The organism is Actinomycetospora succinea (genome assembly GCF_004363095.1).
Taxonomy (GTDB): Bacteria; Actinomycetota; Actinomycetes; order Mycobacteriales; family Pseudonocardiaceae; genus Actinomycetospora; species Actinomycetospora succinea.
Genome location: NZ_SNYO01000002.1, coordinates 305,789 through 322,842, shown reverse-complemented (window position 1 = coordinate 322,842; position 17,054 = coordinate 305,789). Strand labels below are relative to the sequence as shown.

Annotated in this window: 15 protein-coding genes; 11 read left to right on the top strand and 4 right to left on the bottom strand. The window is 74.9% G+C overall.

The genetic code is table 11. From position 1 onward, the window contains the following. The first annotated feature begins 8 nt into the window (after positions 1-8). The gene (locus tag EV188_RS07910; protein ID WP_133825709.1) at positions 9-2,675 is read left to right on the top strand and encodes a LuxR C-terminal-related transcriptional regulator; all 2,667 of its coding nucleotides are present in this window, start codon (positions 9-11) and stop codon (positions 2,673-2,675) included. Between the two features lie 10 nt (positions 2,676-2,685). On the opposite strand, the gene EV188_RS07905 is transcribed toward EV188_RS07910, so the two are convergent. After that, positions 2,686-2,952, bottom strand: a complete 267-nt coding sequence (locus EV188_RS07905; RefSeq protein WP_243741548.1) for a DUF2530 domain-containing protein — start codon at positions 2,950-2,952, stop codon at positions 2,686-2,688. Positions 2,953-3,030: 78 nt separating this feature from the next. Between EV188_RS07905 and EV188_RS07900 the strand changes: the two genes are divergently transcribed. The 5 genes from EV188_RS07900 to EV188_RS07880 all read left to right on the top strand — a co-directional run bounded on the left by EV188_RS07900 (position 3,031) and on the right by EV188_RS07880 (position 8,603). Beyond that, the gene (locus tag EV188_RS07900; RefSeq protein WP_133825708.1) at positions 3,031-4,476 is read left to right on the top strand and encodes an NCS2 family permease; all 1,446 of its coding nucleotides are present in this window, start codon (positions 3,031-3,033) and stop codon (positions 4,474-4,476) included. A 13-nt stretch (positions 4,477-4,489) separates the two neighbouring features. Continuing rightward, positions 4,490-5,551, top strand: a complete 1,062-nt coding sequence (locus tag EV188_RS07895) for a nitrilase-related carbon-nitrogen hydrolase (RefSeq protein WP_133825707.1) — start codon at positions 4,490-4,492, stop codon at positions 5,549-5,551. 214 nt (positions 5,552-5,765) lie between these two features. After that, positions 5,766-6,896 (top strand): dimethylsulfone monooxygenase SfnG, encoded by a 1,131-nt coding sequence (gene sfnG, locus EV188_RS07890; RefSeq protein ID WP_208114064.1) that lies wholly within the window; start codon positions 5,766-5,768, stop codon positions 6,894-6,896. A gap of 189 nt (positions 6,897-7,085) precedes the next feature. Next, positions 7,086-7,985: a type IV toxin-antitoxin system AbiEi family antitoxin domain-containing protein gene (locus tag EV188_RS07885; RefSeq protein WP_133825706.1), complete on the top strand. Its 900-nt coding sequence runs from the start codon at positions 7,086-7,088 to the stop codon at positions 7,983-7,985. Positions 7,986-8,174: 189 nt separating this feature from the next. Then, on the top strand, positions 8,175-8,603 hold the full coding sequence (locus tag EV188_RS07880; RefSeq protein ID WP_208114063.1) for a YybH family protein: 429 nt from the start codon (positions 8,175-8,177) through the stop codon (positions 8,601-8,603). Here the strand turns inward: EV188_RS07880 and EV188_RS32920 are convergent. Beyond that, the gene (locus tag EV188_RS32920; protein ID WP_166659778.1) at positions 8,600-11,356 is read right to left on the bottom strand and encodes an ATP-binding protein; all 2,757 of its coding nucleotides are present in this window, start codon (positions 11,354-11,356) and stop codon (positions 8,600-8,602) included. The two genes, EV188_RS07880 and EV188_RS32920, sit on opposite strands and share 4 nt — an antisense overlap. A gap of 152 nt (positions 11,357-11,508) precedes the next feature. Here EV188_RS32920 and EV188_RS07870 point away from each other — a divergent pair, with 152 nt between their 5' ends. From EV188_RS07870 to EV188_RS07850, 5 genes are all read left to right on the top strand, one after another. Further along, positions 11,509-11,793: an ArsR/SmtB family transcription factor gene (locus EV188_RS07870; protein ID WP_133825704.1), complete on the top strand. Its 285-nt coding sequence runs from the start codon at positions 11,509-11,511 to the stop codon at positions 11,791-11,793. Next, complete coding sequence (locus EV188_RS07865) at positions 11,790-12,182, top strand: VOC family protein (protein ID WP_133825703.1); 393 nt, start codon at positions 11,790-11,792, stop codon at positions 12,180-12,182. Before EV188_RS07870 ends, EV188_RS07865 begins: the two co-directional genes overlap by 4 nt. 84 nt (positions 12,183-12,266) lie before the next feature. Beyond that, positions 12,267-13,865 (top strand): AMP-binding protein, encoded by a 1,599-nt coding sequence (locus EV188_RS07860; RefSeq protein WP_133825702.1) that lies wholly within the window; start codon positions 12,267-12,269, stop codon positions 13,863-13,865. Beyond that, entirely contained in the window at positions 13,862-14,680 is an 819-nt protein-coding gene (locus EV188_RS07855; protein WP_208114062.1) for a methyltransferase domain-containing protein, read from the top strand. The genes EV188_RS07860 and EV188_RS07855 overlap by 4 nt, the downstream gene beginning before the upstream one ends. Further along, a complete protein-coding gene (locus tag EV188_RS07850; RefSeq protein WP_133825701.1) occupies positions 14,677-15,063 on the top strand; it encodes a nuclear transport factor 2 family protein in 387 nt (128 codons plus the stop codon). The genes EV188_RS07855 and EV188_RS07850 overlap by 4 nt, the downstream gene beginning before the upstream one ends. Before the next feature lie 71 nt (positions 15,064-15,134). On the opposite strand, the gene EV188_RS07845 is transcribed toward EV188_RS07850, so the two are convergent. Next, a complete protein-coding gene (locus EV188_RS07845) occupies positions 15,135-15,626 on the bottom strand; it encodes a hypothetical protein (protein ID WP_133825700.1) in 492 nt (163 codons plus the stop codon). Continuing rightward, complete coding sequence (locus EV188_RS07840) at positions 15,626-17,014, bottom strand: molybdopterin-dependent oxidoreductase (protein WP_133825699.1); 1,389 nt, start codon at positions 17,012-17,014, stop codon at positions 15,626-15,628. Before EV188_RS07840 ends, EV188_RS07845 begins: the two co-directional genes overlap by 1 nt. Positions 17,015-17,054 lie beyond the last annotated feature (40 nt).

Below are 17,054 nucleotides of genomic sequence, written 5' to 3'. Positions count from 1 at the left end.
AGGTGACGGTGGGGGACGAACCGCCTCGCCCCGAGGTGTGGCCGCTCGTCGGCCGCGACGCCCACCTCGCCGCGATCCGGGCCGCGGCGGGGCGCGCAGCCGGCGTGCTGCTGGTCGGCCCGCCGGGCAGCGGGCGCACCCGCCTGGCGGGGGAGGCCGCGCGCGCCCTCGCGGGACCGGGCACCCGCGTCGTCGCCGTCACCGCCACCCCGTGGACGCGCGACACCCCGCTGGGCGCGGTCGCCGCGCGCCTGCCCGACGCGGCCCCGGGCGGCGACGACGACCTCGCGGCGCTGCGGCGGGCGCGCGCCGCGGTCCGGGGTGATGCGGACCGGGTGCTGCTCGTCGTCGACGACGTCCACCTGCTCGACGCCCTCTCCGCGCGCCTCGTGCACGACCTCGCCCGCCACCGCGAGGCGTTCGTCGTCCTCACCGCCCGCGCCGGGGCGACGCTGCCCGAGCCGGTCCTCGCCCTGCGCGTCGACGGGCTGCTCGAGCGCGTCGAGACCGCCGACCTCGGTCCCGACGACGCCGACGTCCTCGTCGAGCGGGCGCTCGGCGGGCCGGTCGAGGGCGCGACGCGCCACGAGCTCGGCGCGCTGTCGGGCGGCAACCCCTTTCTGCTGCGCGAGCTCGTCGACGCGGGTCGCGCGCAGGGTGCGCTGCGCCGGTCCGGGCCGGTCTGGCGCTGGTACGACGACGTCACCCCGCCCCCGCGCCTGCGCGAGGTGGTGCTGGCGCGGACGGCCGAGCTGACCGCGCCCCAGCGCGAGCTCGCCGAGCTGCTGGCGCTCGGCGGCCCGCTCGGACTGGAGGTGGTCGAGGCGCTGCCCGGCGGAGACGAGGTCGCCGCCCTCGAACGGGCCGGCGTCGTGGTCTCGCGGGCGGCCGGCCGCCGGCTGGAGATCGCGCCGGCGCGGCGGCTCGACGCGGCGGTGCTGCGCGCGACGTTCTCCCCGCTGGGCGCGCGGCGGGCGCACCGGACGCTCGCCGCGGCGCTGGCCACCGTGCTCGACGGCCTCGCGGGCCACCGCCGCCGCGAGGACACCGTCCGCCTGCTGACCTGGCGGGTCGCGGGCGGCGAAGCGGTCGAGCCCGGCGAGCTCGTCGCGGCGGGCGACCACGTCGTCGGCGACGACCCGGCGCTGGCCGAGCGGCTGTTCGGCGAGGCCGTCGACCGTGGCGGCGGGTTCGCGGCGGCGTCGCGCCTCGCCGCGGTCCGGACGCTGCGCGGGCGCTTCGGTGAGGCCGCGGAGGCCCACGCGCGGGCCGCGCGCGAGGAGGCGTCGGACGACGAGCACGCCGACCTCGCGGTGACCCGCGCGATGCTGCTGGCCTGGGCGCTCGCCGACCCGGACGGCGCGGTGCGGGTCCACGACGAGCTGGCGGCGCGGATCGGGGGTCGGCCCGCCCCGGACGGGCTCGCGGTGCTGCGGGCGATGCTGCTGCTCGAGGGCGCCAAGTACGCCGAGGCCGACGCCCTGCTCGACCCGGTGCTCGCGCGCCTCGCGCCGGGATCGCCCACCGAGCTGCCGGCGCTCATGGTCGCGGCGAGCGTGCGGCCGATGATCGGGCGGCTGGAGGACGGCGCCGCCATCGCCGAGCGGGCCCTGGAGCTGATCGGCCGGGACGCGTCGGGGCTCTCGAGCGGGCTGCGGCTCCAGATCCGGGCCGGCGGGCTGTGGACCTCGCGGCTGGCGCAGGGCCGCCTCGACGAGGCCGCGACGCTCGCCCGCGCCTGGTACGAGGAGACCCGCGGCAGCGGCACCGCGGAGGCCGCCGTCCCGCGGGCGATCTACGCGTTCCTGCTCGGGGTCGACGCCGCGCGCCGCGGGCGCCTGACCACCGCGATCCGCTGGTTCCACGAGGCCGCCGCGCAGGCCCCGCTGCCCGACCTGCCCTGCAGCCCGCAGCTCGCCGGCGAGATGATCGCGACGCTGGGCCAGGCCGGCCGCGCCGAGGAGGCCGCGGCCTGGCAGGAACGCGTCGACCGCGGCGAGGCGCGCGACCTCGTGCACTTCCGGCCCTGGCTGCACCTCGGCGAGGCCTGGGTGCACGCGGCGGCCGGGCGGGTGGAGTCGGCGGCGGCCCGGGCCCGCGAGGTCGCCGACGAGGCCGCGGCAGCGGGTCAGCTCTGCTACGAGGTCGACGCGCTGCACGTGGTGGTCCGCTGCGGGCAGGGCGCGCTCGTCGCCGACCGGCTGGCCGAGGTCGCCGCGCGCGTCGACGGCCCGCTCGCGGCGCTGCACGCGCGGCACGCGGCGGCGGGCGTCGAGGACCTCGACGACGTCGCCGAGGGATACGCGGCGTGCGGGATGCTCCTGCTCGCCGTCGAGGTCGCCACGACGGCCGCGGCCGCCCACCGCGACGCCGCCCGGACCGGGGCGGCGACGGCGTCCGCCGGTCGCGCCCGCACGTGGCTGGAGGCCTGCGAGGCGCCGGACACGCCGGCCCTGCGCGTGCGCGTCGCCGCCGACCTGACCTCCCGCGAGCGCGAGATCGCCGAGCTCGCCGCGTCCGGGATGTCGAGCCGGGCGATCGCCGAGCGCCTCGTGCTCTCGGTGCGCACGGTCGACAACGCGCTCGGGGCGTCCTACGCCAAGCTCGGCGTGAAGGGGCGGGCGGAGCTGCGGGCGGTGTTCGGGAGGCGGAGCGCGGCGGAGCTCGACCGTTGAGGGGCCGGCGCTAGAGCTTCTGCGCGCCCTTGACCCCGCGCCGGATCGCCCGCCGCTGCAGGGCGAGCACGACCAGGCCCACCGCGCCGAGCCCGACGCCGATGAGCGCCGCGGCGAACCAGACGTCGAGCGGCCGCACGCCGACCGCGGCGAGCACGCCCAGGACGACCGCGACCGCCGCCCACACCGCCGAGCCCACGAGGACGACGGGGACCGGGTCGGTCAGCCGGCGGGGCAGGGGCGGCGGCTCCGCGTGCAGGTCGAACCGTCGGGCCACGACGCGCACCCTACGTGAGGGAAACTCTGCGTTGCGCCGTTGAGATCACGTACATGAAACCGGTGTGAGACGGCTAGCCTGCCGCCCGTGCTACAGCGCTTCTTCCGCCTGAACGAGCGCGAGACCTCGGTCGGTCGCGAGGTCCGCGGCGGCGTCGTCACCTTCGTGACGATGGCCTACATCGTGGTCCTCAACCCGCTGATCCTCGGCAGCATCGACCCGGCCTCGCCGTCGGCGAAGCGCGACATCCTCGGGGCGACGCTCACCGTGCCCCAGGTCGCGGCCGTGACCGCCCTGGTCGCGGGCGTCATGACGATCATCTTCGGCCTCGTCGCCAACTTCCCGTTCGCGATGGCGACCGGCCTGGGCATCAACACCCTGGTCGCGGTCACGATCGCGCCGCAGGTCAGCTGGCCCGAGGCGATGGGCCTCGTGGTCGTCAACGGCATCATCATCGTGATCCTGGGGCTCACCGGCTTCCGGACCGCGGTGTTCAACGCGATCCCCGATCCCCTCAAGATCGCGATCGCCGCCGGGATCGGCGCGTTCATCGCGTTCATCGGGCTCGTCGACTCCGGGTTCGTGCGCCGCCTGCCCGACGCCGCGAACACCACGGTCCCCGTCGGCCTGGGCATCGAGGGCTCGATCGCGTCCTGGCCGACGGCGGTGTTCTGCTTCGGCCTGCTGCTCACCGGCGTGCTCGTCGCGCGGGGGGTGCGCGCCGGCATCCTGCTCGGGGTGCTCGGCACGACCGTGCTCGCGATCATCGTCGAGGCGATCGTGCAGGCGGGGCCCTCGAACGGCACGAACCCCAAGGGCTGGAACCTCGGCTACCCGGGCCTGCCGGACTCGATCGTCTCGCTGCCCGACCTCTCGCTGGTCGGCGACGTCTCGTTCGGCGCGTTCGCGCGGCTGCCCGCGCTCGCGGTCTCGCTGCTCGTCTTCACGCTCGTGCTCGCCAACTTCTTCGACGCCATGGGCACCATGACCGGCCTCGGCCGCCAGGCGAACCTGCTCGACGAGAACGGCCAGCTCCCGAACATCGGGCGCGCGCTCGTCGTCGAGGGCGCCGGCGCGGTGGCCGGCGGCGTGGCGTCGTCGAGCTCGAACACCGTGTTCGTCGAGTCGGCGTCGGGCATCGCGGAGGGCGCGCGCACCGGGCTCGCCAACGTCGTCACCGGCGTGCTGTTCCTGGTCGCGATGTTCTTCACCCCGCTCTACGAGATCGTCCCGGTCGAGGCGGCCGCGCCCGCGCTCGTCATCGTCGGCGCCCTGATGATCGGCGGCGTCCGCGACATCGAGTGGTCCGACTTCTCGGTCGCGCTGCCGGTGTTCCTGACGATCGTGGTCATGCCGTTCACCTACTCGATCGCCAACGGCATCGGCGCGGGCTTCATCAGCTGGGTGCTGCTGCGCTCGGCCACCGGCCGCGTGCGCGAGATCCACCCGCTGATGTGGGTCGTCGCGGTCGCCTTCGTCCTCTACTTCGCCGTCACACCGTTGCGGGTGCTGTTCGGCCTGTGAGGTACTTCCTCACGTGATCGAGCCCTACCAGGTGGTCGGCCTGATCCCGACGATGCGCGGGATCCGCTACCGCGACGAGATCAAGGTCAACCTCGAGCACCTCGAGCACCTGGCGAAGGCCGCGTCGTGGCTCTCGGCGATGGCGCTGCCGGTGCGCCTGATCACCATCCCCGAGGGCGCGCTGCAGGGCTTCAACGACGAGGTCCTCGACCACGACCACGAGTGGTTCGCGCGCGAGTGCGCGATCGACATCCCGGGGCCCGAGACCGACGCGCTGGGGCGGATGGCCGCGACCTGGGACGCCTACGTGATGGCGACGGCGAAGGCGCGGCACCCCGAGTTCCCCGGGCGGTTCTTCAACGTCGGGTTCGCGATCTCCCCGCAGCAGGAGATCGTGCTGACCCACTACAAGGTCGTCCCGCTGCTGCCCGTCGAGCACTCGGTGACGCCGCACAACGTGTGGGACCGGTGGGTGGAGCTCTACGGCGACGGGCTCGACGCGTTCTACCCGGTGGCGGACACGGAGATCGGGCGCCTCGGCATCATGATGGCGAACGAGGCGTCGTACCCGGAGAACGCGCGCGGGCTCGCGATGAACGGCTGCGAGGTCGCCTACCGCGGTCCGTACCCGCACCCGCACGCCGGCAACGGCTTCTACGAGATCCAGAACAAGGCGCGGGCGCTCGACAACAACATGTACGTCGTCGCCAACCAGGTCGGCACGTACTACCTGCACACCGACTCGGACGTCCCGATCGACACCTTCGGCTCGCCGAGCATGATCTGCGACTACCGCGGCAGCGTCGTCGGCGAGGTCGGGTACGCGGGCCACTCCACGTACATGGCCGGGACGATCGACATCGGCGCGCTGCGCGACTTCCGGGCCCGCGCACAGTTCGGCAACTGGATGAAGGACCTGACGACCGAGCAGTACCAGGCCATCTACCGGGACCCGATCTACCCGAAGAACCTCTATCTGGAGCGCAAGCCCTACGACCACGCCGAGTACCGGCGCGAGGTCACCGAGAAGCAGATCGAGCTGCTCCACGAGCGCGACGTGTGGCGGCGGCCCTGACCACGGTGTGACGCGGGCCGGTCACCGGTTGACAGGGTCCGTCGGTACCGGAAGCGTCGGGCGCGATGGGTAGGGCACCACTGACGCGCCGCCGGCACGTCGACCACGGGAAGCTCGCGACCGCGCTCTGTCGCTGATCCCCGTTCGTCCCCTCTCGCCCGTTTCCCGCGCGCTCCCGCGCGTCTCCACCCCCTCGACGAGGAGGCATCCCGCCGTGTCCGTCGGCATCCCCACCAAGCCCCTGAAGTTCGCCTACTGGGTCCCCAACGTCTCCGGTGGCCTCGTCACCAGCGGGATCGAGCAGCGCACCGACTGGAACTGGGACTACAACCGCGAGACCGCGATCGCCGCGGAGAACAGCGGCTTCGAGTACGCCCTGTCCCAGGTCCGCTACATGGCGAGCTACTCGGCGGAGTACCAGCACGAGTCGACCTCGCTGTCGCTCGCGATCATGATGGCCACCGAGCGGCTGAAGGTCATGGCCGCCGTGCACCCGGGCATGTGGCACCCGGGCGTGTTCGCCAACTTCGGCGCCACCGCCGACCACCTGACGGGCGGGCGCTTCGCCACCAACGTCGTGTCGGGCTGGTTCAAGGGCGAGTTCACCGCCTTCGGCGAGCCGTGGCTCGAGCACGACGAGCGCTACCGGCGCACCGAGGAGTTCATCGCCTGCCTCAAGGGCATCTGGGAGCAGGACAACTTCGAGTTCAAGGGCGACTTCTACCGCTTCCACGACTACTCGCTGAAGCCCAAGCCCCTGAACACCCCGGAGCGCCCGCACCCGGAGATCTTCCAGGGCGGCAACTCCACGGCCGCCCGGCAGATGGCCGGCCGGGTGTCCGACTGGTACTTCTCCAACGGCAAGGACTTCGACGGCGTCGTCGAGCAGCTCCACGACGTCAACACCGAGGCCGCCGCGAACAACCGCTCGGTGAACTTCGGCCTCAACGGCTTCATGATCGTCCGCGACTCCGAGAAGGAGGCCCGCGACACCCTGCGCGAGATCGTCGACAAGGCGAACAAGGAGCAGGTCGAGGGCTTCCGCCAGGCCGTGCAGCAGGCCGGCGCGTCCGCCTCGGACGGCAAGGGCATGTGGGCGGAGTCGTCGTTCGAGGACCTCGTCCAGTACAACGACGGCTTCAAGTCCCAGCTCATCGGCACCGCCGAGCAGGTCGCCGACCGGATCATCGAGTACAAGAAGCTCGGCGTCGACCTCAACCTCCTGTGCTTCCTGCACGTGAAGGAGGAGATCGAGCAGTTCGGCAAGGAGGTCCTGCCGATCATCCGCGAGAAGGAGGCCGAGCTCCCGGACGCCGAACCGGCCCCGGCGCTGGCCCAGGCCTGACCCGGCTCGCTCCGGGGTCCGCGGGCCCCGGAAGCTCGCGCGTCTCGGGTGCGCGCGCCGACCCCGTCAAGCGACGGTTACTGGCTGGTATCTCTCGCTGAGCGAGAGATACCAGCCAGTAATGCCTCATGGCGCGGGCGACGCCGCACGCGATGGAGCCGCTCGCCCGCCGGCTGCGTCGAACCGGGTGTGGAACTCCTCGAACTGCTTCGCACCCAGGACGGTCTGATCCGCCACGACCAGGCCCGGGCTCTCGGCATGTCCCGGGCCGCGATCTGGCGCCGCGTCGGGTCCGAGGAGTGGATCGAGGTCCATCCTCGGGTGTACCGCTCGGCCACCCACGACCTGACGCCTCGCGCGGCCCTCCGCGCCGCGGCCCTCTGGGCGGGTGACGGTGCCACGCTCGTGGGTCAGGCGGGGGCCGCCTGGTGGAACCTCACCGATCGCCACCCCGAGACGATCGCGCTCGCCGTGGGCGCCGAGGGTGGGCACACCCCGCCGGAGGGCGTTCGCACGATCCGGAGGTCGGTCGGCGACCTCGCGCGGGTGAAGGTCGACGGCGTATGGGTGGCGCACCGGGCGGACGCCGCGTTGGAGGCCGCCGCGTCACTCGGTCTCCTCGAGGGCGCGCGTCTCCTGGACCGCGCGCTGCAGCAGGACCGCATCGGGCTCCCGGCGTTGCGCAGGGCCCTGACGAGCATGGGTCAGCGTCACGGGGTGGTCCTCGCGCGCCGGCTGGTCGCCCTCGCCGAGGGTGGTGCGCGATCCGAGGCGGAACGGGACGCCCACCGGCAGCTCAGCCGCGCCCGCATCACCGGCTGGACCGCGAACCTCCCCGTCGACCTCCCGGGCTTCGGCCGCGCGGTCCTCGACATCGCCTTCGCGGGAGAACGGCTCGCGATCGAGATCGACGGCTGGGCGTTCCACCGCGACGTCGATCGCTTCCGCCACGACGGACTACGCCAGAACGAGGTCGTCATCGGTGGTTGGCGAGTGATCCGCGTGACCTGGTACGAGCTCCAGGAGAACCCCGGCTACCTCGTGGACGTGGTGCGCCGCGCGGTCCTCGCGAGCGCCGTGGCGGCGTGAGTTCCTCGCCCGGGCTGGCGATTACTGGCTGGCATGTCTCGCGAGGCGAGAGATACCAGCCAGTAACCGCAGAAGCCTCGCCTCCCCGCCCCGGGGGAATCGCCCCTGCCGACGACCGTCGCCGCCGACCGCAAAGCTCGGGGTCGCGCCCCGACGCCGCCGACCCGGGGCCGGCGGAGCCTCGGTGCCATGACCATCACCACCGAGGCGCCGGCCGACTTCCTCGTGTTCCTCGACCGCGTCGGCGCCGCGCTCGACGCGATGTTCACCGGCGATCCCCGGCCCTACGCGGCGCTGTGGCCCGACCGCGGCGACGTGACGCTCTACGGCGCCTGGGGCCCCATCGAGCAGGGGCGCGCGCCGGTCACCCGGACCTTCGACTGGGTCGCCTCCCGGTTCAGCGACGGCGTCATGGAGCCCTACGACTACCGCGTCGTCGCGGTGGACGGGGATCTGGCGTACACGGTCGGCTTCGAGCGCGGCGTCGTGCGCGTCGACGGTGGCCCCCGCGCGCCGATGGTCCTGCGGGTCACCCACGGGTTCCGGCGCATCGACGGCGACTGGTGGCTCGTCCACCGGCACGCCGATTATCCGCCGCCCGACCCGCGCAAGGGCTAGAGGCGCGTCGCCAGCTCGTCGCGCCCGGTCACGCCGAGTTTGCGGTACACGTGCCCGAGGTGGGTCTCGACGGTCTTGGTGGTGACGAACAGGGCCTGCGCCACCTCGCGGTTCGACAGGCCGTCGGCGGCGAGCTCGGCCACGCGCCGCTCGCCCGCGGTCAGCGCGCCGACCCCCGTCACGGCCACCCGCCGCGGCCGGGCGCCCGCCGCGTGCAGCTCCTGGCGCGCCCGCTCGACGAGGCCGTCGGCACCGCAGCGCGCGGCGAGGTCCTGGCCCACCGCGAGCTCGGCCCGCGCGGCCACCCGCTGGTTGGCACGCCGCAGGGAGGCGCCGAGCTCGACGTGGGTGCGCGCCAGCTCGAGGCGCGCCGGCGTCGGTCCGAGCAGCGTCACCGCCTCGCGCAGCGGCTCGACCGTGCCGCCGACCAGCCCGCGCGTGAGCAGGGCCAGCGCCAGCGCGCGCGGCGCGGCGAACTCCCGCCCGGCGCGCACGGCCTGGTCCGCGGCGTCGACGGCCTCCTCCTCGCGGCCGAGGGCGTGCAGCGCCGACGCGACGCCGACCTGCCACGGCAGGAGCCCGGGGTGGTGGATGCCGCGGTGGGCGAGGCGCTCGCCGCAGGTCAGGAAGTCGGCGACGGCCTCCTCGTGGCGTCCGAGGGCGAGGCGCAGGCGCCCGCGCGCGGCCAGCAGGTAGGCGAGGTCGCCCTGCACGCCGCTGCTGTCGAGCACCGCCGACGCCTCGTCCGCCCGCCCCCGCTCGACGAGGACGAGCACCAGCCAGGCCACCGTGTAGCGGCGCGCGGCGTGGACCTCGTGCTCCGCGGCGAGCCCGTCGGCGAGGCGGGCGTCGGCCTCGGCCTCGGTGAGGTCGCCCGCGAGGTAGCGGGTCTGGGCGCGCAGGACGCTCGCGGACACGAAGTCGTACGTCGACCCTCGGCGCCGCGCGCTCGCGAGCATGCCCTCGGCGCAGGCGCGAACAGGGTCGAGGTGGTCGATCGCGACCAGCACCATCGTCGCCGGCAGCACCACGCCCGGGTCCGGGGCGTACGCGCGCAGCGTCGTCGCCAGCGCCTCGCGGGCGAGGTCGGGGGCCGCGGGGTCCCCGGTCTGCAGCGCGTCGAGGGCGGCGAACGCGAGCAGCGCGGGCCCGCCCTGCGGGGGCAGGCGTCCGTCGCGGCGCAGCGTCCGGGTGAGCTCGGCGGCCGCCGCCCGGCGCGCCGGGTCCCGCCGGGCGAGGCTCACGCTCGCCGCCGCCAGCTCCCTGGCGAGCTCGCCGTCGTCGAGGCCCGCCGCCGCCTCGTCGAGGACGTGCAGGGCCCGGTCGAACGCCAGCGTGACGCTCAGCGCGCGGGCGAGCTCGAGGGCGATCAGTCCGCGTCGGATCGGGTGCGCGGCGACGGCGAACGCCTCCTCGAGCAGCTCGACGCCCTCGCGGTAGGAGACGCGCGCGGTCGCGGTGCCCAGCTCGTGCAGCACCGCCGCCCGCTCCGGGACCGGCGGCGGCTCCGCGACGGCGCGGCGCAGGTAGAGGCACGCCGTCTCGGGCGCCCCCTTGGCCAGAGCGACGCGCCCGGCCTCGCGCAGCCCGGCGACGACCGTGGGGTCGCCGAGGGCCTCGGTGCGCAGCAGGTGGGTGGCGACGAGCTCCGCCGACGCCTCCTCGTCGGCCAGCGCGGCGGCGGCCCGGCGGTGGGCACGGTGCCGCTCGGCGGGCCCGATCCGGTCGGTGACGGCCTGCTCGACCAGCGAGTGCCCGAACATCAGGGGCCGCCCCGGGGCGAGCAGGCGCGCCGCCACCAGGGTCTCGGCCGCCCGGGCCACGCGCTCGGCGTCGAGCCCGGACACGGCGACGACGTGGCGCAGCTCCGCGGATCCACCGAGCACGGCCACGGCGTCGGCCACCGCCGCCGCGTCCGCCCCGGTCTCGCGCAGCCGGCGCGCCACGAACGCCGCGACGACCCCGGGCGCGAGCTCGGCGACGGACTCCGACCGGGGACCCGTCCCCGCCTCGAGCACCGCGTCGAGCAGGGCCGCGACCAGCAGCGGGTTCCCGCCGGTGGCCTCGTGGCAGGCGCTCGCGAACGCGGCGGGGGAGGGGCCGAGCCGCGCGTCGACGAGCTCGCCGACCGCGCCGGGGCTCAGCGGGGCCGGGAGCAGCACCGTCGCCGCGTCGCGCAGCGCGTCGACCACCGCGGGCTCGACGTGGTCGACGGGGCTCTGGGCGGCGAGCACGATCGCGACGGGCAGCTCGGCCACCCGGCGCGCCACGTACGCGAGCGCGCGCAGCGACGAGGCGTCGGCGACGTGGGCGTCGTCGACCACCAGCAGCACCGGGCCGCGCTCGGCGAGGTTCGCGACCAGCCAGTAGATGCCGTGCAGGGTGCTGGCGGTGTCGTGGTCACCGGAGTCCGCCCGGCCGGGCGCGACCGCGGGGGCGGAGAGCCGCGCGGCCCCCGCGAGGAGATCGTCGGCGGCGCCCACGAGCAGCGGCTCGACCAGGCCGCGGACGACGCCGAACGCGAAGTCGCGCTCGAGGCGCCCGCCCCGGGCCGCGAGGACGGTGTCCCCGGCCGCGCGCGCCCGGGACCGCGCGGCGTCGAGGAGCCGGGTCTTGCCGATGCCGGGCGGGCCCTCGACCCACGCGAGGGCGCCGCGGCCCGCGCGCGCCGAGTCGACGACGGCCGCGAGCGCGGCCAGCTCGCGGTCGCGCTCGAGGATCGCCGTGGCGTGCGTCGTCGACGTCACGGCCATGACGACACCCCGTGCTCTCGTCGTTCCCCCTGACGGCTGACCGTACGGTGACGACGTCGCGGCGACCATCACGTGAAGTGACTAACCTGTCCCGACAGGCAAGTGACTGCTTGCCCTTGAGAGGCAAGTCGCTACTTGCCTATTCTGGGCTCGTGGCCGACGTCTTCCGCGCTCTCGACGACGAGACCCGGCGTCTCCTGCTCGACGAGCTCGTGGCGCGCGACGGCCGGACGCTCTTCGAGCTCTGCACGACGCTGGTGACCCGCCACGGGCTCTCCTCGAGCCGCCAGGCGATCTCCCAGCACCTCGGCGTGCTCGAGGACGCGGGCCTCGTCGTCACCGAGCGCCGCGGCCGCACGAAGATCCACCACTTCCGCGGCGAGCCGCTCGCCGCCATCACGCAGCGCTGGCCCGCCAGCCGGAAGGACACCCCGTGAGGATCAGCCTGACCAGCATCTTCGTCGACGACCAGCGCGCCGCGCTCGCCTTCTACACCGACGTCCTGGGCTTCACGAAGCACCACGACATCCCGCTCGGCGAGGCCTCCTGGCTCACCGTCGTCTCCCCGGAGGACCCCGACGGCCCGGAGCTGCTCCTCGAGCCCGCCGGGCACCCGGCGGTCAAGCCCTACCGCGACGCGCTGGTGGAGGACGGCATCCCGCTCGTGCAGTTCGCCGTCGACGACGTGCACGCCGAGCACGAGCGGCTGGTCGCCCGCGGCGTCATGTTCACCCAGCCGCCGACCGACGCCGGCCCGGTGATCATGGCGGTGCTCGACGACACGTGCGGCAACCTCGTCCAGATCGTGTCGGAGAGGCCCGCCTGAGAAGTTCTCGGGGTGGTCCCCCGACGCCACCGGGGCGGCGACGCGGTGACCTGGTCGGGAGCACCCGACCGTCCGGAGGCACCCGTGACCACCCGCGTCGTCAGCCACCGACCCGCCGTGCAGGTCCCCGACCTCGCCCTGCCCGACCACCTGCTCCGCGCGGCCGACGACCGGCCCGACGCGCCGGCGGTGATCGACGGACCGTCCGGGCGCACGCTGACCTACGGCGAGCTGCGCCGCGACGTCCGGCGGTGCGCGGTCGGCCTGCGCCGGCGCGGGATGCGCCCCGGCGACGTCCTGGCGATCGTCGCGCCGAACAGCCCTGAGTGGCTCGTCGCGTGCCTCGGGGCGATGGCGGCGGGCGGCGTCGTGTCGGGGATCAACCCGCTCTACACCGCCGACGAGATCGCCCCGCAGCTGCGCGACCACGGAGCCCGGTTCCTGCTGACGATCCCGCCGTTCCTGCCGCTGGTGCAGGCCGCGGCGGCCGGGATCGACGACCTGGACCTGCTGGTGCTGGGGGAGGCGGAGGGCGCCACCCCGTTCGCCGACGTGCTGGCGGACGGCGACCTGCCCGGCGGGCTCGTCGACCCGGCCACCGACCTCGCGCTGCTGCCGTACTCGTCGGGCACGACGGGCCTGGCCAAGGGCGTGATGCTCACCCACCGGGCGATGGTCACCAACGTCGAGCAGATGCAGGCCTCGATGGCCCTGACGCCCGACGACCGGTCGATCGCGGCGGCGCCGTTCTTCCACGCCGTGGGGCTCGTCGTGGTCGCCGGGGTGACGCTGCGCGCGGGCGGCGCGGTCGTCACGCTGCCCCGCTTCGAGGTCGACGCCTACCTCGGCGCGATCGCCGAGCACCGCGTCACGGTGTCGATCGTGGTGCCGCCGATCATCCTCGCGATGGCGCGGCACCCGGCGGTGGCGCGCCACGACCTGTCCTCGCTGCGCCTGCTCGGCTGTGGCGCCGCGCCCCTGGGCGCCGAGCTGCAGCAGGAGTGCGCGGAGCGGGTCGGCTGCCCCGTCGGCCAGGGCTACGGCATGACCGAGGCCGTCGCCGCCATCGCCCTGTTCGACCCGACCCGCCCGGTGGTGCCCGGCTCGGTCGGCGTGCTGCTGCCGGGCGTGGAGGCCCGGATCGTCGACGTCATGTCCGGCGCCGACCTCGGGGTGGGGGAGACCGGCGAGCTCGTGGTGCGCGGGCCGCAGCTGATGGCCGGCTACCTCAACAACCCCGAGGCGACCGCGGCCACGATCGACACCGACGGCTGGCTGCACACCGGCGACCTCGCCCGGTTCGACGCCGACGGCAACCTCTTCGTCGACGACCGGCTCAAGGAGCTCGTGAAGGTCAAGGGCCTGCAGGTGGCGCCGGCGGAGCTCGAGGCCCTCCTGCGCACGCATCCCGCGGTGGCCGACGCCGCGGTCATCCCGGTGCCCGACGAGCGCGCGGGGGAGCGGCCCAAGGCGGTGGTCGTCGCGACGGGAGCGGTGGACGCCGAGGAGCTCCTGGCGTTCGTCGCCGCCCGGGTCGCGCCGCACAAGCGGATCACCGAGGTCGCGTTCGTCGACGCCATCCCCGTCTCGCCGTCGGGCAAGATTCTCCGCCGGCTGCTCGTGGCCCAGGATCGCGCCGGCGCGCTCTCGGCGGCCCCGGCCCGGGCGGTGGCGGCCCCGTGACCACCGTCGAGGGCGGCTACGCCCTGCGCCTCTCCGACGACGAGCTCGTCCGCTACCGGCTGATGGCGCAGCGCGCCCGCGAGCACGAGGCCGACCTGTGGGAGCTCGCGGGGATCGGTCCCGGCGCCCGCGTGGTCGACGTCGGCTGCGGGCCCGGCGCGATGCTGCCCGCGCTCGCGGCGTGCGTCGGCCCGCACGGCGCCGTGGCCGGGGTGGACGGCGAGGCGGAGGCCGTGGCGACGGCCCGCGCCGGCCTCGCGGCGGCGGGCGTGCACCGCGCGGGCGTCCGCCGGGGACGCGCCGAGGCCACCGGGCTCCCGGAGGGCACCTGGGACGTCGCGATGATGCGCCACGTCCTCGCGCACAACGGGGGCGCCGAGCAGCGGATCGTCGAGCACCTGGCGGCGCTCGTGCGGCCCGGCGGGCACGTCTACCTGCTCGACGTCGACGCGCTCGCGGCCGGCATCGTCCCGGCGCCGCCCGAGATCGACGACATGGCGGCGCGCTACGTGCGCTGGCACACCGACCGCGGCAACGACGTGCGGGTCGGGCGGCGGCTGGCGGCCCTCGCGCGCGGTGCGGGCCTCGAGGTCGAGGCGTTCCGCGGGTGGTTCGAGATCGCGCCGCTTCCCGTGGGGATGCGCGGACCGGCCTGGGCGGCCCGCGACACCCTGGTCGCCGCGGGCCTCGCGGACGCCGGCGACGTCGCGCGCTGGGGCGCGGCGGCCGACGCCATGGACACGTGGACCGACCGCCCGGAGCTCATCGTCGCGATCTTCGTGGTGGTGGCCCGCCGGCCCGGGTCGGCGTCGTGACCGCCGTCGCCGACGAGACCACGCGGGCGGCGATCCTGCGCTACCTCGAGGCCACCGGCACCGACCCCGCACTCGGTCACCAGATGTTCGCCGACGACGCCGTGCTCGAGTTCCCGCAGTCGGGCGAGCGCTTCACCGGCCGGGAGACGATCCTCGCGTGGCGCTCGCGCTACCCGGCGCGCGTCACCATGACGCTGCGCCGCATCGTGGGCAGCGGCGACCTCTGGGTCGCCGAGGGCCAGACCCGCTACGACGGTGCCGATCCGATGTACGGCGTGACCATCCTGGAGTTCCGCGACGGGCTCGTCGTCCGCGAGACGATCTACGGCGGCCCGCCCTGGGAGGCCCCCGACTGGCGCGCTCCCTACCGCGACCCGATGTGAGCGAACTTCGGTGCCATAGCACCGACGTTCGCTCACATACTCCGAACGGCCCACGTGAGCGGAATTCCCGGCTATCGGCGGGAATTCCGCTCACGTACTGCCGACCGGCCCAGCGCGACGGCGTACGCGACGGCGCTCGCGAGGAAGAGGACGGCGGTGAGGAGGAGCCAGCGCGCGACGTAGTCGACCGTCGGCGGCAGGCCGGCCGCGAAGGCCAGCACGTCCGCGCCGCCGCCCGAGATCGTCGGGTACCAGACCAGCCCGAGGACCAGGGAGCCGAGCACCGGCAGGCGCACGTAGTTCGCCGCCGCGACGCGCACCGGCCGCGAGGACACGCGCCGGCGCACCCAGCGCGCGAGGACGAGCGAGCGGTCGGCGAGCGCGTAGAGCGGGTAGAGCACGAGGTCGTGGCCGATCACCGCGGCCGCGAACCAGACGGCGATCCACAGCGCGTTCGGGTTCGGCACGAGCGCCAGCACCGCCGCGCCCGCGAGCGCGAAGCAGGCCAGCAGCGCGAGCAGGTGCAGCGGGTTCTCGCCGTAGGTCCGCCGGAACCAGCCCATCACGCGCTCCGGAAGTCGATGGCGCCGACCCACTTGGTGTTGTGGACGCCGGGCAGCGCCGGGACGATCACGCGCGCCGGGAACCCGTGGTCGAGCGACAGGTCGGCCATCGGGCCGCCGTCGGTGTCGCCCACGCGCAGGGCCAGCAGCGAGTCCGGGTCGAGGACCTGGTTGGCCTGCAGCGTCGTCCGCGCGAAGGGCCCCGCGCGCTCCAGCGACTGGACGAAGGCGTTCACCGGCGCCGGGACGCCCGCCAAGGCGGCGAGGTCGCGCAGGCGCACCCCGCTCCACGTCCGCATCTGCGACCAGCCCTCGACGCAGGCGATCGGCAGGGTCGCCGTGTGCTGGGGCATCCCGGCGAGCGCGGCCCGGTCGAGGCGCACCTCACCGCCCGCGCCGCCGCGCAGGACGAGCGCGTACCCGTCGCCGACCCCCGGCCCGATCCCCGCGGCGAACGCGGTGCGGTTGACCTGGAAGTCGTTCGGGCCGGTGCCGTACGAGCGCCCGCGCGGCGAGAGCAGCGCCAGCGGCCGCAGCGCGTCGACCGTCGTGCCGATGGTCAGCACCCCCACCAGCGCGCTGCCGCCGGCGACGGTCCCGATCAGCGTGCGCCTGCTCATCGTCGGCGGGCTCGGCGACGTCGCCACCAGGCTGTGGCCCGGCTCGTCGTCGGGCGGCTCGGGCACCGTGTCCTCGACCGTGTCGTGCAGCCAGCGCCCCGGCCCGCCCGTGCGCAGCGACCGCACCATCGTCGGCAGCTTGATCGCGACGTGGGCCACGAAGCCGCCGATGAACACCCACGCGCCCCAGTAGTGCGCGGTGTAGAAGTCGAAGCCGAACGAGTAGTCGTACTGGACGTTCATGATGCCGGTGACCAGCTCGAACAGGATCCCGCCGACGAGCGCCAGCAGCGAGATCCGCTCCAGCAGCTGGGCGATCGAGCGCACCGGCGGCCAGGCGAAGAGCTTGGGCACCACCGACCACAGCTTGGCCAGCACCACCGGGACGAGGACGAACCCGAGGCCGACGTGCAGGCCCTGGGTGAGGCGGTAGAGCCACGACGGCGAGGTGGGCCAGTCGAACAGCGGCAGGCGCAGGTACCCGACGTCGGCGGGGATCGCCTGCCCGAACTGCGGGCCGTAGGCGATGTAGGAGAGCAGCCCCGTGAGGATCACGCTCGGCAGCCCGACGAGCAGGACCACCCCGAACACCGAGGTCAGCCACGGTCCGCGCAGCGGGCTGCGCCAGGTGCGCGGCGTCAGCGGTGGTGGGACGGGGATGCGGCCCAGCCCCCGCCACAGCGCCCGCGGGAACCCGTAGGCCGACTCCGGTGGCGGCGCCGGGGTCTCGGGCGCTCCGGACCGTCCGGGTGCGCCGGTGGTGGTCATGACGGGACCCTACCGAGGACTGTACCTATCGGTACAGTCC

What these genes read in the sequence shown, in the direction of transcription:
- EV188_RS07880 (WP_208114063.1), top strand. Translation starts at nt 8,175, where the DNA reads ATGACCATCACCACCGAGGCGCCGGCCGACTTCCTCGTGTTCCTCGAC.
- EV188_RS32920 (WP_166659778.1), bottom strand. Translation starts at nt 11,356, where the DNA reads ATGGCCGTGACGTCGACGACGCACGCCACGGCGATCCTCGAGCGCGAC.
- EV188_RS07845 (WP_133825700.1), bottom strand. Translation starts at nt 15,626, where the DNA reads ATGGGCTGGTTCCGGCGGACCTACGGCGAGAACCCGCTGCACCTGCTC.
- EV188_RS07840 (WP_133825699.1), bottom strand. Translation starts at nt 17,014, where the DNA reads ATGACCACCACCGGCGCACCCGGACGGTCCGGAGCGCCCGAGACCCCG.